Source organism: Streptococcus sp. AM28-20 (assembly GCF_003603595.1).
GTDB classification, from domain to species: domain Bacteria; phylum Bacillota; class Bacilli; order Lactobacillales; family Streptococcaceae; genus Streptococcus; species Streptococcus ilei.
The window spans coordinates 260,317-273,090 of record NZ_QTNK01000001.1; the positions used below are offsets into that span (position 1 = coordinate 260,317).

Genomic DNA, 12,774 nt, shown 5'->3' on the forward strand with positions numbered 1-12,774 from the left:
GAAGAATTAGGTAAAAAATGAACGAAGTAGCAAAAAAAATGCTCGCAAAGTCCAATAATTCTCGTTTGGAAAAATTTGGTAAAACCATTACCTTCTGTTGTATGAGTTTAATTGTCTTTGTTGTAGCTTTGATTTTGATTTTTGTAGCCCAAAAGGGATTATCGACCTTCTTTGTCAACAAGGTCAATGTCTTTAGTTTCCTTTTCGGATCCACTTGGAATCCGTCAGGGAAAGAATTTGGGGCTTTGCCAATGATCTTGGGTTCCTTCATTGTAACCCTCTTGTCTGCTTTGGTGGCGACACCTTTTGCCATTGGTGCAGCAGTCTTTATGACAGAAGTATCTCCTAAGGGATCTCGTCTCTTACAACCAGCCATTGAATTGTTGGTAGGGATTCCTTCCGTTGTATATGGATTTATTGGTTTGCAAGTAGTGGTTCCATTTGTTCGTTCCATCTTTGGTGGGACAGGATTTGGGATCTTGTCAGGGGTCTTTGTCCTCTTTGTCATGATTCTCCCAACAGTGACCTTTATGACAACAGACAGCTTACGGGCAGTCCCTCGTCACTACCGGGAAGCGAGTATGGCTATGGGAGCGACTCGCTGGCAAACCATCTGGCATGTCACCTTAAAGGCAGCTCGCTCGGGTATTTTTACGGCAGTTGTCTTTGGGATGGCGCGTGCCTTCGGGGAAGCCTTGGCTATTCAGATGGTAGTCGGAAACTCAGCAGTTGTTCCAACATCTTTAACAACTCCAGCTTCCACCTTGACCTCCATTTTGACCATGGGTATTGGAAATACTGTTATGGGAACAGTTAACAACAACGTTCTCTGGTCACTTGCTTTGGTGCTCTTGCTGATGAGTTTGGCATTCAACAGCGTTATCAAATTGATCACGAAAGAAAGAGGTAAGAAGAACTATGCACGCTAAAAAAATAGATAAGATAGCGACAGGGGTTCTCTATGCTATTGCTGGAATTATTGTCACTATTCTTGCTTCTTTGATTCTCTATATCTTACTTAGAGGGTTGCCGCATGTGTCTTGGACTTTCTTGACCAGCAAATCCTCTTCTTACCAAGCAGGTGGAGGGATTGGGATTCAGCTTTATAATTCCTTCTTCCTCTTAGTCATTACCTTGATTATTTCCTTCCCACTTTCTTTGGGGGCAGGGATCTACTTGTCAGAGTATGCCAAGAAGGGCCCATTGACCAATTTGGTTCGGACCTGTATTGAAATCTTGTCTTCCCTTCCATCAGTTGTAGTCGGTCTCTTTGGCTATTTGGTCTTTGTAGTGCAGTTCCAATATGGCTTCTCGATTATTTCTGGTGCCTTGGCCTTGACAGTCTTTAACTTGCCACAGATGACACGGAACATTGAAGATAGTTTGCAAAACGTCCACCATACACAAAGAGAAGCTGGGCTTGCTCTTGGAATCTCTCGTTGGGAAACCGTGATTCACGTAGTGGTACCAGAAGCCTTGCCAAGTATTATTACGGGTGTCGTACTGGCTTCTGGACGGATTTTCGGGGAAGCAGCGGCCTTGATTTATACAGCTGGCCAGTCTGCTCCAGCTTTGGATTGGAGTAACTGGAACCTCTTCAGTGTGACCAGTCCAATCTCCATTTTCCGTCAAGCAGAAACACTAGCAGTCCACATTTGGAAGGTCAATAGTGAAGGGACCATTCCAGATGCTATTGAAGTATCCGCTGGTTCTGCAGCCGTTTTGTTGATCTTCATTTTGATATTCAACTTTGGAGCACGTAAGCTCGGTACTTACCTCCATAAGAAATTAACCTCAGCATAAAAGGAGAAGAAATGTCAAAATACAATTGGGATGAGAGACACATCATTACTTTTCCTGAAGAAAAGGTGGTCCTATCTACCAAAGATTTGCATGTCTATTATGGAAATAACGAGTCCATCAAAGGCGTCGACATGCAGTTTGAAAAGAATAAGATTACAGCCTTGATTGGTCCTTCTGGATCAGGGAAGTCCACCTATCTTAGAAGTTTGAACCGAATGAACGATACCATTGATATTGCGCGTGTGACTGGTGAGATCTGGTACGAAGGGATTGATGTCAACCGACCAGATATCAATGTCTATGAAATGAGAAAGCATATCGGGATGGTCTTCCAACGACCAAATCCATTTGCGAAGTCTATCTACCGCAATATTACCTTCCCTCACGAACGGGCAGGAGTCAAAGACAAGAAGGTCTTGGATGAAATCGTAGAAAAATCCTTGAAGCAAGCAGCCCTCTGGGATCAGGTCAAGGATGACTTGCACAAGTCTGCTTTGACGCTCTCGGGAGGTCAACAGCAACGCCTTTGTATTGCCCGTGCCATCTCCGTTAAACCAGAGATTTTGCTCATGGATGAGCCAGCCTCAGCCTTAGACCCGATCGCAACAGCGCAATTAGAAGAAACCATGCTGGAGTTGAAGAAGGATTACACGATTGTCATCGTGACACACAGTATGCAACAAGCAGCGCGTGCTAGCGATTATACCGGTTTCTTCTACCTTGGAAACCTCATCGAGTACGATAAGACTTCGAATATTTTCCAAAATGCGAAATTGCAATCGACCAACGATTATGTATCGGGTCACTTTGGATAAAGGAATATGACAACAAAAAGGAAAATAGAATGACAGAACCAATTTTGCAAGTCAAGGACTTGTCGGTTTATTACAATAAAAAGAAGGCTTTAAATAGTGTTTCTTTGGATTTTGCTCCAAAGGAGATTACAGCTTTGATTGGTCCTTCTGGATCAGGGAAATCTACCCTTTTAAAAGCCATTAACCGCATGGGGGACCTGAACCATGAGGTCACAACTACAGGAACCATCCTCTATAATGGACATAATATCTACGGACCACGGACCGATACGGTCGAATTGCGCAAGGAAATCGGAATGGTCTTCCAACAGCCCAATCCCTTTCCAATGTCCATTTATGATAATGTGACCTATGGCTTGATGATTAATGGTGTCAAGGACAAGGCTGTTTTGGATGAAGCGGTTGAAACCTCACTGAAACGTGCTTCCATCTGGGATGAGGTCAAGGATCGCCTGCATGATTCTGCTATCGGACTTTCCGGTGGTCAGCAGCAGCGGGTTTGTGTAGCGCGGGTCCTTGCGACCAGTCCAAAGATTATTCTTTTGGATGAACCAACTTCAGCGCTGGACCCGATTTCAGCTGGTAAGATTGAAGAAACCCTGTATGGACTAAAAGACCGTTACACCATGCTCTTGGTGACTCGATCCATGCAGCAAGCGAGTCGGATTTCCGATAAAACAGCCTTTTTCTTAGATGGCGATTTGATTGAGTACAATGATACCAATGAAATGTTCTTGAACCCAGCTAAGAAAGAAACAGAAGACTATGTCTCTGGTAAATTTGGATAGGAAGAAAATAAAATGTTACGAGTTCAATTTGAAGAAGATTTAGAAAAATTGCATAACCAATTTTATGCAATGGGAAATGAAGTGTTGACCCAAATCAATCGTACGGTTCGTGCTTTCGTCACACATGACCGTGAATTGGCCCGCCAGGTTATCGAAGATGATGCGGATATCAATGAATACGAAGTGAAATTGGAGCGCAAATCTTTTGAGATTATCGCCCTTCAACAGCCAGTTTCGCAAGACCTTCGCGTGGTCATGACGGTCTTAAAAGCAGTCTCTGACTTAGAGCGGATGGGTGACCATGCGGTTTCAATCGCGAAAGCAACTATTCGAATGAAGGGGGAAGTCCGCATCCAATCTGTTGAAGAGGAGATCAGCAAGATGGGACGTGAAGTTAAAGACTTTGTTGAAGCGACATTGGATGTTTACCTCAAAGGTGATGTAGATTTGGCCTATGAAGTAGCTAGCCGAGACGAAGTGATCAACCATTACTTTGATAGCATTCAAGAATTAGCAACAGAAGAAATTCGGAAGAATCCAGAGTCCATCGTTACCGGACGGGATTATTTCCAAGTGATCAACTTCTTGGAACGCATCGGAGATTATGCAAAAAACATATGTGAATGGGTTGTCTACTTCGAAACAGGAAAAATTGTGGAATTATAAGAAAATAAAGTCTGAGGTCATCATCTCAGACTTTATTTTCTTAGAGATCTGGTTTTACCTCCTCTTACCTTACAGACCATAGGATTTATGTTAGAATAGAAGATGAGAATAAATGAAGAAGGAGATACTCATGCAAGCAGTTGCACATTTTATTGATACATTTGTACCTGAGCACTATGATCTATTCTTAGATTTGAACCGCTCAAACAAGACTTTCTCAGGGAAAGTGACCATTACAGGAGAGGCAAAGGATACTCGCATCTCTCTTCACCAAAAGGATTTGACCATCCAATCTGCGCAAGTAGATGGACAAGATTGTGCCTTTACAGTCAATGACGAGGAAGAAGCGGTCTTTGTCGAAGTTCCTGCTACAGGTAAAGTAAACCTTACCCTCACTTATACAGGGAACATTACCGATAATATGACAGGGATCTATCCATCTTACTACACAGTAGATGGTGTCAAAAAGGAAGTGATTTCTACTCAATTTGAAAGTCACTTTGCGCGTGAAGCCTTCCCAAGTGTGGATGAACCAGAAGCCAAAGCGACCTTTGATTTGGCTGTGAAGTTTGACCAAGAAGAGGGGGAAATCGTTCTTTCTAACATGCCTGAAATCGATGTCGAAAGTCGGAAAGAAACAGGTATTTGGAAGTTTGATACAACTCCTCGTATGTCTTCTTATCTTTTGGCATTTGCAGCAGGAGATTTGCAGGGTGTGACAGCTAAGACCAAGAATGGAACCCTAGTCGGTGTTTACTCTACCAAAGCTCACCCATTAGAAAACTTGGACTTCTCCTTAGATATTGCTGTTCGTGCCATTGAATTCTACGAAGACTACTATGGAGTGGCTTACCCAATCCCTCAATCCCTTCATATTGCCCTTCCAGACTTCTCTTCAGGAGCTATGGAAAACTGGGGCTTGGTAACCTACCGCGAAGTTTACCTCCTTGTAGATGAGAATTCGACAGCCCAAAGCCGTCAAACAGTAGCCTTGGTGGTGGCTCACGAATTGGCTCACCAATGGTTCGGAAACCTCGTAACGATGAAGTGGTGGGATGACCTCTGGTTGAATGAAAGCTTTGCCAATATGATGGAATATGTCTGCTTGGATGCCATCGAACCAAGCTGGAACATTTTTGAAGACTTCCAAACGACAGGTGTACCTGCTGCCTTGAAACGCGATGCGACTGATGGCGTTCAATCCGTCCATGTGGAAGTGAAACACCCAGACGAGATCAACACCCTCTTTGACCCAGCGATTGTTTATGCTAAGGGTAGCCGTCTTATGCACATGCTTCGTCGCTGGTTAGGCGATGACGCTTTCCGCAAGGGCTTGAAAATCTACTTTGAAAAGCACCAATATGGAAATACCATTGGGCAAGATCTTTGGGAAGCCTTGGGTCAAGCTTCTGGTCGGGATGTAGCAGCCTTTATGGATTCTTGGTTGGAGCAACCTGGCTATCCAGTTGTTTCAGCTTCTGTGGAGAACGATACCTTGATCATCCGTCAAGACCAGTTCTTTATCGGAGAAAAAGAAGAAAAAGGTCGCAAGTGGGTTGTTCCGCTAAATAGCAACTGGTCAGGTATTCCAGATACTTTAGAAACAGAAGTCTTAGAAATTCCAAACTACAGTGCCTTGAAGACGGCTAATAGCGGTGCTCTTCGCTTTAATACAGAAAATACGGCCCACTATATCAGTGACTACCGTGGGGAATTGTTGGAAGACATCCTTGCTGACCTTGCTAACTTAGATAGCACTTCGAAATTGCAAGTGGTTCAAGAACGTCGTCTGTTAGCTGAAAGTGGGCAAATTTCCTATGCAAGCCTCTTGCCAGTGATCGAGCATTTGACAGAAGAAAATTCCTTCTTGGTAGTTTCTGCTGTTTCGAGCGTCTTGACTGGAATCAGTCTCTTTGTGGATGAAGGAACGGAAACAGAAGTTGCCTTCCATGAGCTCTTGAAACGGATGAACCGCTACAACTTTGAACGCTTGGGACTAGAAGCTAAGCCAGGTGAAGCAGAAGAAGACGAAAAAGTTCGTCAGCTCATGATTGCTAACATGATTAAGGCCAATGATGAAGCTGCACAAGCCCAAGCGAGTGTCCTCTTTGAAGCACATGCATCTGATCTAGAAAAACTTCCAGCTGCCATTCGCTTGCAAATCTTGATCAACCAAATCAAGCATCAGGAAACCAAGGCACTTAGTCAACAATACCTAGATACCTATGTGAAGACAGTGGATGGAAACTTTAAACGCCAGTTGGCAGCAGCTCTTTCTTACACCAAGGATGAGGAAACCTTGGAAGCTCTATTGAAGGAGTGGAAGAACAAGGATGTGGTGAAACCGCAAGACTTGGCTATGAGTTGGTACTTCAATTTCTTGCACCATGACTTTACCCAAGGAAGAACCTGGACTTGGGCGCGTGAGAACTGGGATTGGATCAAGAAGGCACTCGGTGGTGATATGAGCTTTGATAAGTTTGTTATCTACCCAGCCAACTGTTTCAAGACCCTTGAACGCTTGAATGAATACAAGGCCTTCTTTGAACCTCAATTAGAAGATATGGCGATTAGCCGCAATATCAAGATGGGAATCAAAGAAATTGCTGCTCGTATCGATCTTATCGAGCGAGAGAAAGCCGCCGTTGAAGCAGCACTTCTAGCTACAAAATAAAGAAAAAGCTCCTAGAGAAGGCTTTGCAGATCTGCAAGCCTCTCTAAGAGTTTTTTTATTTTTCTGTTTTGAAATAAGGGAGATGCTTAAGATTTCGATAAAGAATGACTGCGAAAATCGTTGTCAAAGCCATCTTAATCAAGTCTGGTAGCACAAAAGGTAAGACGACAAATTTTACTGTGAAATCCAAACTCTGATGAGTGATGAACATAAATCCTAAGGCACCGCCAATAAAGAGGACGACTTCTCCCAAGGCATTAGCAAGGAAAATACGAATGGGCTGTCCCTTTTGGCCAGCAAAGATAGAGGTAACTAAAGCACGAAGAGGAAAGAAGAAAAGGAATCCGGCAGTAGGACCGTAGAAGGAGCTGATGCCTCCGTGACCACCTGCAAAGACGGGAAGTCCAATGGCACCTAAGAGGAGGTAAATGAGAACGGAAAGAGTGGCTTCTTTTGGACGGTAGATGCTGGCGATCAATCCAATCGCTAAAGTCTGAAGCGTGATAGGAATGGGTCCAAGTGGGATTGTAAAAGGTGATAGGGCAGCAATCAGAGCTGCTCCAAGAGCAATTAATGTCATTGATTCTATTTTTTTCAAAACAGTAAACCTCGCTTTATTTTTATGGTAACTATTCTACAAAAAAGAATGCAAGCCTGTCAAGTCCTCTATTCAGCTGTGACAATTGTCTCCATCCTCATTTTAGGAAAGTTTAAGAAAAAATTTAGTCACGATTAAGGAAGAATCGGTAAACTATCCCTATCTAAACAAAGGCCTTGTTTAAATAATTTAAGGAATGGAAAGAATGCAAGCTTCGAATGAACAAAAGCAAGAAAGAACTGAAAAAATGATTGTCGTTAAGAAAAGTCCTAAGTGGTGGGCAACTGCCGCAGCAACAGGAGGACTTGTCGTAGGAATGACTGGTGGATTTGGCTTGGGAATGTTGGCGACAGCCAATACGACTCCCCAACGCCAACAAGCAGCAGTAGCTACACAAAATAGTAACCAGCCTGCCCAAAACCATCAAGGACAAAATAGCCATGGGAACGATCAAAATGGACCTTCTAACTCACAAGGTTTTGATGGCCAAAATGGTGGTCCAGGGCAAGGTGAGATGAATGGTCAACCTCCACAAGGTGGGGGACCTCAAGGTCAGCAAGGACAAGATGGATTTGGAGGTGGACCGGGTGATAGGCCCCCGCAAGACGGTCAGAACGGTGGACCAGGGAAAGGTGAGATGAATGGTCAACTGCCACAAGATGGGGGACTTCAAGGTCAAGAAGACAAGCAACAAAATGGGAAATCCAATAAAAAGTCCTCCAAGAAGTCCACTTCGAAAAAATCGTCAACCAATACAAAACATTCATCAAAGGATGAGACAGGGACAGCGGGCTAAGAAAAAGTTGAAATCGCTATCTGAAAGCTACTGAATGAAGCCTTGTCATGTTATAATAGAGTAGAAAATACTCATCATCCCTGTGGAATAATGAGAAGGAGAAAGTAAACATGATTAAGATTTTATTAGTCGAAGATGACCTCGGTTTGTCTAATTCAGTATTTGATTTTTTAGATGATTTTGCAGATGTCATGCAAGTCTTTGATGGGGATGAAGGTCTGTATGAGGCTGAAAGTGGCATCTATGACCTAATTTTACTGGACCTCATGCTTCCTGGAAAAGATGGTTTCCAAGTTCTGAAAGAATTGAGAGATAAGGGTGTCTCCACTCCAGTATTGATTATGACAGCCAAAGAGAGCTTGGACGATAAGGGCCATGGTTTTGAGTTGGGAGCAGATGACTATCTGACCAAGCCTTTCTACCTAGAAGAGTTGAAAATGCGAATCCAAGCATTGTTGAAGCGCGCTGGTAAGGTCAATGAAAATACTCTTTCTTATGGGAATGTGACCGTTAATCTCTCGACTAACTCTACGCTTGTTGAAGGGAAAGAAGTAGAACTATTAGGAAAAGAATTTGATCTTTTGGTCTATTTCCTTCAAAATCAAAATGTCATCCTGCCAAAAACACAAATCTTTGATCGACTTTGGGGATTTGATAGCGATACGACCATTTCGGTTGTCGAAGTGTATGTTTCTAAGATTCGGAAGAAATTAAAAGGTACAGACTTTGCAAAAAATCTCCAAACATTGCGTAGCGTGGGGTATATTCTGAAAGATGCTCAATAAAATTAAAAAAACTGTCAATGCGGATGACTTTTCCTATTTCATCCGCTATTTCGGACTCTTTACCTTGATTTTTTCAACCATGACCTTGATTATTATTCAAGTGATGCGTTCCAGTCTTTATACAACGGTTGACGAAAATTTAAAAATGCTCAGTAAAGATCGCTATTCGATTATCAGTTTGGCAAACCGTACAGGCAATGGGATGGGAAGAGACGAAACTGCTGATGACGGACCAGAAGATGATGAACTTGGTCCCGAGGATGGCCCTAGACCATCGGTTACTTCCAATAGCACAGCCATCCTCTTGAATGATAAATTTGAAAATGTGACGACGGATAATGGTTTCCTAGATCTAAAAACAGTAACTTTTAGTCGCAGTTATTTAAACAAGATCAAGCAGATTCAAATTACTAATCATTATAAGCAGAAGGAAAGTTACCGGGCTTATTTGGTAGATATTGATCCCGATGATTATATCGACGGGGTGAAATATGCCGTGATCATGACCAACATCAGCCAGTTGGAGCAGACCAGTGAAAAACATGAGAGTCAAATTGCCTTGGTTATGATTTGTTTCTGGGGCATTTCCCTCTTTGCAAGTATCTTCTTGGCTAAGATGAGTGTGAAACCTCTCTTAGAGAGCATGAACCGGCAGAAGGCCTTCGTCGAAAATGCTTCTCATGAATTGCGGACGCCTTTAGCGGTTTTGCAAAATCGTTTGGAAGCCTTATTCCGAAAACCAGAGGCGACGATTATGGAATCTAGTGAGAATATTGCCTCCTCTTTGGATGAAGTTCGCAATATGCGCTTATTGACGACCAATCTCTTAAACTTAGCCCGTCGAGATGATGGGATTAAACCAGAGTTTAGCGAGATCACACCATCCTTTTTTGACCAAACTTTTGCCAATTATGAAATCATTGCGGAGGAAAACGAAAAAATCTTTGAATATGAGAATCTGGTGGATAGGAGTCTGGTGACTGATAAGGTCCTATTGAAACAACTGATGACCATTTTGTATGATAATGCCCTCAAATATACAGAGGAAGAAGGGAAAATACGCTTTGTCGCCCAATTCAAGGATCGTTATCTCTATCTTCGAGTAGAGGACAATGGTCCAGGAATTGCTGATGAAGATAAAAAACGGATTTTTGATCGTTTCTATCGAGTGGATAAGGCGCGAACCCGTCAAAAGGGTGGTTTTGGTTTAGGCTTATCCTTAGCCAAGCAAATCGTAGAAGCCTTCAATGGTACCATTAGTGTTCGAGATAACAAACCTAAAGGTTCTATTTTCGAGGTAAAACTAGCAACTAAGTCAGAAAGTAAAAAGAGATCCAGTTCTAAATCAACGAAGAACAAGTAAGAGAGTGGGACAGAAATCCTAGCCTCTCAATTGTCTTTGGATTGTCGAGCAAGATGCAGTGGTTGAGTGCTCAAAGCACTGCTTTGAGGTGGCGGATAGAACTTGCGAAGCAAGAATCCTAAGCCTTTGTTCGCTTTTTAAGCTTCAAAGATGCCCTATGTTGACGGACACTATGTTTCCTTTATCTGCAACCTTCAACAGTCGCCCAGACTGTTGAAGCTGTGCGGAGGTGGGACGACGAAATCGAATTCTAACGAATGACCGATTTCTGTCCCACTCTCTTTTTCATCCATTTCAATTAATCGCTATTTTGATCTGACTAGTGTATAATAGTAAAAAAAGAAAGAGGTGTCTTATGGCTTCAAAAATGTTACACACTTGTTTACGTGTGGAGAATTTAGAAAAATCAATTGCCTTTTATGCAGATGCATTTGGCTTTAAGGAATTGCGCCGCAAAGATTTTCCTGAATACAAATTTACGATTGTTTATCTTGGTTTAGAAGGTGATGACTATGAGTTGGAATTAACTTACAACTATGATCATGGTCCCTATGTAATTGGAGATGGTTTTGCTCACGTAGCCTTGAGTACACCAGACCTTGAAGCCCTTCATGCCGAGCATAAGGAAAAAGGTTATCAAGTAACTGATCCAAAAGGCTTGCCAGGAACACTTCCAAACTATTACTTTATTGTGGACCCAGATGGCTACAAAGTTGAAGTGATTCGGGAAAAGTCCCTATAATCAGCAATCACATCACATAGGATAAAGAGCAGGTGAGAACTGACCTGTTCTTTTTTGTTTTTGAAATTGGCTATTACTAAATGACAGGGGATAGAGTAGTCCCCTAATTTCCTATTGTTTTTTAGGATTTAATTTCTAGATTTGAGAGTTTTCTACTGTTTTTTGGTGATAAAATTGCTATAATAAGAATATGAAGAATTCCTACTTGAAAATGTTTATCCTCATTATTCTAAACCTCCTTTTTATCGGAGGAATCTATCTAGCTTATCAGAAGATTGAGGAAGCACGCGCCATCAAAAATTATAATCAACAGTTTTCCAAAGCAATCCGGGAAGAAGAAGCAATTGAAAAAGACAAAGATACCACCCTTCAAAAAGGAATGGTTGGTCAATCGTATGTTGCTGCATACTACCCGAAAAATAATGAAGAACCCATCGCAGTGGTTAAAGAGAGAATTCTAGCGGATGTTGGTTCTCTTCCCCAAGAAGAGAAGAAGAACCAGCAAGCAAAAGAGCTTTTGTTCTACCATACCGAACGCTCAGAAGACCCATTTGTAGGGGTTCATCCTTATCAGGTGAAGAAGACCCAGTACAAGTGGAAAAACGGCAAGTTCATTAAAGATGAGATTGACAAACTACCTCTCCTCTATCTAACGGATGAGGGGACGGTCTTCCAATTTTCCCAATTGTTTACGGATGCAAATCTAGCAAAAGAAACTCTCTTAACAGAATTGCGTTCTCAGCTGGTCTTCCTACAGTTAGGAGAAGATAGTATTGAAGAGCTAGTGCAAGCTGTCTCAGCAAGTGATATGGCAAGCTGGCAGTTCACCTATAATCAAGGTGTTTTCTCCATCACTCTTCCAGTCACTATTGAGGGAATGGAGACCTTCGATGTACCCCTCTCGAAGCTCTATGATGTGATTGATTCTGATCGGCTGAATCCTGGAGATTTTCAAGCCTATGAGGCCTACCAAACTCAACGTCATGCTAAGATGGTTGCCTTAACATTTGATGATGGTCCAGATCCAACGACGACTCCTCAAGCCCTAGATATCTTGAACAAGTACCATGTTAAAGCGACTTTCTTTATGCTTGGGAAGAATGTCTCGGCCTATCCTGAAGTGGCTAAACGGGTACGTCAGGAAGGACATGAAATCGGGATCCATACCTGGAATCACCCTGTTTTAACCAAGTTGCCTTTAGAATCTGCCCAAAAAGAAATCATGGATACTAAAGAAGTGATTCAAAAGGTCACTGGAGTGCAAACAAAAATTACTCGTCCGCCTTATGGTTCGATTAACAGTGCTATTCAATATGCGGTAGATCAGGCCTTCATCATGTGGGATGTGGATACTCTGGATTGGAAGACCCACAATACACAAGCCATCTTGGCAGAGGTGAAAAAACAAGTCAAACCAGGATCAATTATCCTGATGCATGATATTCACCAAACATCTATCAATGCCCTTCCAGCTGTTATTGAATACCTTCAATCGCAAGGCTACACTATCGTGACGGTTGATGAACTCTTAGACCACCAAGTGGAAAGTCATCGCCTCTATTACAATCGTAATTAAAAAGAGAGTGGGACAGAAATCGGTCATTCGTTAGAATTCGATTTCGTCGTCCCACCTCCGCACAGTTGAGTAGGGCTGTAAAAGCTGATGAAATCAGCGTAGTAGAGCCCACTCAACCACTGCGTCTTGCTCGACAATCCAAAGACAATTGAGAGGCTAGGACTTTTG

12 protein-coding genes are annotated in these 12,774 nt (G+C 42.5%); 11 read left to right on the top strand and 1 reads right to left on the bottom strand.

What is annotated here, in order from left to right; all coding sequences use genetic code 11:
* The first annotated feature begins 17 nt into the window (after positions 1-17).
* From pstC to DW738_RS01420, 6 genes are all read left to right on the top strand, one after another.
* A complete protein-coding gene (pstC, locus tag DW738_RS01395; RefSeq protein ID WP_023022834.1) occupies positions 18-929 on the top strand; it encodes a phosphate ABC transporter permease subunit PstC in 912 nt (303 codons plus the stop codon).
* Positions 919-1,803, top strand: a complete 885-nt coding sequence (pstA, locus tag DW738_RS01400; RefSeq protein WP_023022836.1) for a phosphate ABC transporter permease PstA — start codon at positions 919-921, stop codon at positions 1,801-1,803. Before pstC ends, pstA begins: the two co-directional genes overlap by 11 nt.
* An 11-nt stretch (positions 1,804-1,814) precedes the next feature.
* Complete coding sequence (gene pstB, locus DW738_RS01405; RefSeq protein WP_023026660.1) at positions 1,815-2,618, top strand: phosphate ABC transporter ATP-binding protein PstB; 804 nt, start codon at positions 1,815-1,817, stop codon at positions 2,616-2,618.
* A 29-nt stretch (positions 2,619-2,647) separates the two neighbouring features.
* Entirely contained in the window at positions 2,648-3,406 is a 759-nt protein-coding gene (gene pstB / locus DW738_RS01410) for a phosphate ABC transporter ATP-binding protein PstB (protein WP_003003393.1), read from the top strand.
* 12 nt (positions 3,407-3,418) lie between these two features.
* Positions 3,419-4,072 (top strand): phosphate signaling complex protein PhoU, encoded by a 654-nt coding sequence (gene phoU, locus DW738_RS01415; RefSeq protein ID WP_023022840.1) that lies wholly within the window; start codon positions 3,419-3,421, stop codon positions 4,070-4,072.
* A 130-nt stretch (positions 4,073-4,202) separates the two neighbouring features.
* On the top strand, positions 4,203-6,746 hold the full coding sequence (locus DW738_RS01420) for a M1 family metallopeptidase (RefSeq protein ID WP_123160129.1): 2,544 nt from the start codon (positions 4,203-4,205) through the stop codon (positions 6,744-6,746).
* A gap of 55 nt (positions 6,747-6,801) precedes the next feature.
* Here DW738_RS01420 and DW738_RS01425 read toward each other — a convergent pair whose 3' ends face one another.
* On the bottom strand, positions 6,802-7,344 hold the full coding sequence (locus DW738_RS01425; protein ID WP_123160130.1) for a biotin transporter BioY: 543 nt from the start codon (positions 7,342-7,344) through the stop codon (positions 6,802-6,804).
* 205 nt (positions 7,345-7,549) lie between these two features.
* On the opposite strand from DW738_RS01425, the gene DW738_RS01430 reads away from it, so the two are divergent.
* From DW738_RS01430 to DW738_RS01450, 5 genes are all read left to right on the top strand, one after another.
* Positions 7,550-8,140: a hypothetical protein gene (locus DW738_RS01430; RefSeq protein ID WP_123160131.1), complete on the top strand. Its 591-nt coding sequence runs from the start codon at positions 7,550-7,552 to the stop codon at positions 8,138-8,140.
* Between the two features lie 110 nt (positions 8,141-8,250).
* Positions 8,251-8,925: a response regulator transcription factor gene (locus tag DW738_RS01435; RefSeq protein ID WP_117744091.1), complete on the top strand. Its 675-nt coding sequence runs from the start codon at positions 8,251-8,253 to the stop codon at positions 8,923-8,925.
* Positions 8,915-10,288, top strand: coding sequence for a HAMP domain-containing sensor histidine kinase (locus DW738_RS01440; RefSeq protein WP_123159309.1), 1,374 nt, complete (start codon positions 8,915-8,917; stop codon positions 10,286-10,288). Before DW738_RS01435 ends, DW738_RS01440 begins: the two co-directional genes overlap by 11 nt.
* 355 nt (positions 10,289-10,643) lie before the next feature.
* The gene (locus DW738_RS01445; protein ID WP_023022851.1) at positions 10,644-11,030 is read left to right on the top strand and encodes a VOC family protein; all 387 of its coding nucleotides are present in this window, start codon (positions 10,644-10,646) and stop codon (positions 11,028-11,030) included.
* A gap of 211 nt (positions 11,031-11,241) precedes the next feature.
* On the top strand, positions 11,242-12,606 hold the full coding sequence (locus tag DW738_RS01450; RefSeq protein ID WP_243634248.1) for a polysaccharide deacetylase family protein: 1,365 nt from the start codon (positions 11,242-11,244) through the stop codon (positions 12,604-12,606).
* The last annotated feature ends 168 nt before the right edge of the window (positions 12,607-12,774 follow it).

Bases quoted from the DNA above. Each gene is read 5' to 3' on its own strand.
- phoU (WP_023022840.1), top strand. From the start codon at position 3,419: ATGTTACGAGTTCAATTTGAAGAAGATTTAGAAAAATTGCATAACCAA.
- DW738_RS01440 (WP_123159309.1), top strand. From the start codon at position 8,915: ATGCTCAATAAAATTAAAAAAACTGTCAATGCGGATGACTTTTCCTAT.
- DW738_RS01420 (WP_123160129.1), top strand. From the start codon at position 4,203: ATGCAAGCAGTTGCACATTTTATTGATACATTTGTACCTGAGCACTAT.
- pstA (WP_023022836.1), top strand. From the start codon at position 919: ATGCACGCTAAAAAAATAGATAAGATAGCGACAGGGGTTCTCTATGCT.
- pstB (WP_003003393.1), top strand. From the start codon at position 2,648: ATGACAGAACCAATTTTGCAAGTCAAGGACTTGTCGGTTTATTACAAT.
- pstB (WP_023026660.1), top strand. From the start codon at position 1,815: ATGTCAAAATACAATTGGGATGAGAGACACATCATTACTTTTCCTGAA.
- DW738_RS01430 (WP_123160131.1), top strand. From the start codon at position 7,550: ATGCAAGCTTCGAATGAACAAAAGCAAGAAAGAACTGAAAAAATGATT.
- pstC (WP_023022834.1), top strand. From the start codon at position 18: ATGAACGAAGTAGCAAAAAAAATGCTCGCAAAGTCCAATAATTCTCGT.
- DW738_RS01450 (WP_243634248.1), top strand. From the start codon at position 11,242: ATGTTTATCCTCATTATTCTAAACCTCCTTTTTATCGGAGGAATCTAT.
- DW738_RS01435 (WP_117744091.1), top strand. From the start codon at position 8,251: ATGATTAAGATTTTATTAGTCGAAGATGACCTCGGTTTGTCTAATTCA.
- DW738_RS01445 (WP_023022851.1), top strand. From the start codon at position 10,644: ATGGCTTCAAAAATGTTACACACTTGTTTACGTGTGGAGAATTTAGAA.